The sequence below is a fragment of the Stenotrophomonas sp. HMWF003 genome, assembly GCF_003061285.1.
Classification (GTDB): Bacteria; Pseudomonadota; Gammaproteobacteria; order Xanthomonadales; family Xanthomonadaceae; genus Stenotrophomonas; species Stenotrophomonas maltophilia_AP.
On record NZ_QAIW01000294.1, the window covers coordinates 1 to 919 of the forward strand.

Here is a 919-nt window from a genome sequence, read left to right on the forward strand (position 1 = left end):
CTTCGCCCAGACCATCCCGTCCACCCGGACTTCCAGCATGTGCGGACTTTCCAGCTCGAACGCATCCGCGCTGACATCCTTCTCCTGGGTGGTGAACAAAAACTCCTGCAACGTCTTTACGGCCATGTCGTGCGTCATCCATGCAAGGGGAGCGCGCATGTTAGCGCCCCTCCCCCTGCGCCGGGGAATGTGTTACCAAGGGCGCGATGACCCCGCCCGCCGCGATCTGCCCGTTGGTTTTGCAGCACGTGGCGCATCGGCAAACGCAGTGCCGACGCCCAATCGATCCGCCAACGCAAGTATCAACGCCCAAATCTGTGACGCACTCCATGTATTCTTGCCCCAACACACCAATAGCCATGCCATGCCTCCCGAGCTGACAGCCGCCCTGGCGCTCTGCCGCAACCTGCCCTCGCCGCCCGGTATTGCCCTGCGCATCATCGAACTGGCCCAGGACCCGGAAGCGGACATCACCACCGCCGCCGACATCATCGCCATCGACATGGCGCTGAGCGCGCGCATGCTGCGCATCGCCAACTCGCCGCTGTATGCCAGCCGCCGCCGCATCGAAAACCTCGGCCAGGCGCTGACCATGCTGGGCTTGAATGCCACCGTCAGCCTCGCGCTCGGCTTCACCGTCACCCAGGGCCTCACCGCGCCCGGCGACGGCCAGGACCTGCGCGAACGTGCGTGGCGGCGCAGCATTCTCAGCGCGCTGGCGGCCAGCCTGCTGGGCCAGGCCCGCGGCCTGCGCAAGGCCGAAGAACTGATGCTGGCCGGCCTGCTGCAGGACCTGGGCATCCTGGTGCTGGCCCAGGCCCAGCCGGACACCTACCTGCCGCTGCTGCGCCAGGCCGCCGACAACGAGGCGCTGGTCGCGCTTGAGCGCGAACACCTGCAGTGCACCCATGCCGACGTC

General features: G+C 66.9%; 1 protein-coding gene. It reads left to right on the forward strand.

Annotated elements, in window-relative coordinates; translation table 11 throughout:
- Nucleotides 1–364: 364 nt before the first annotated feature.
- Nucleotides 365–919, forward strand: a 555-nt coding sequence (locus DBR34_RS22860; RefSeq protein ID WP_258223865.1) for an HDOD domain-containing protein, incomplete at its 3' end; no start/stop codon positions are given.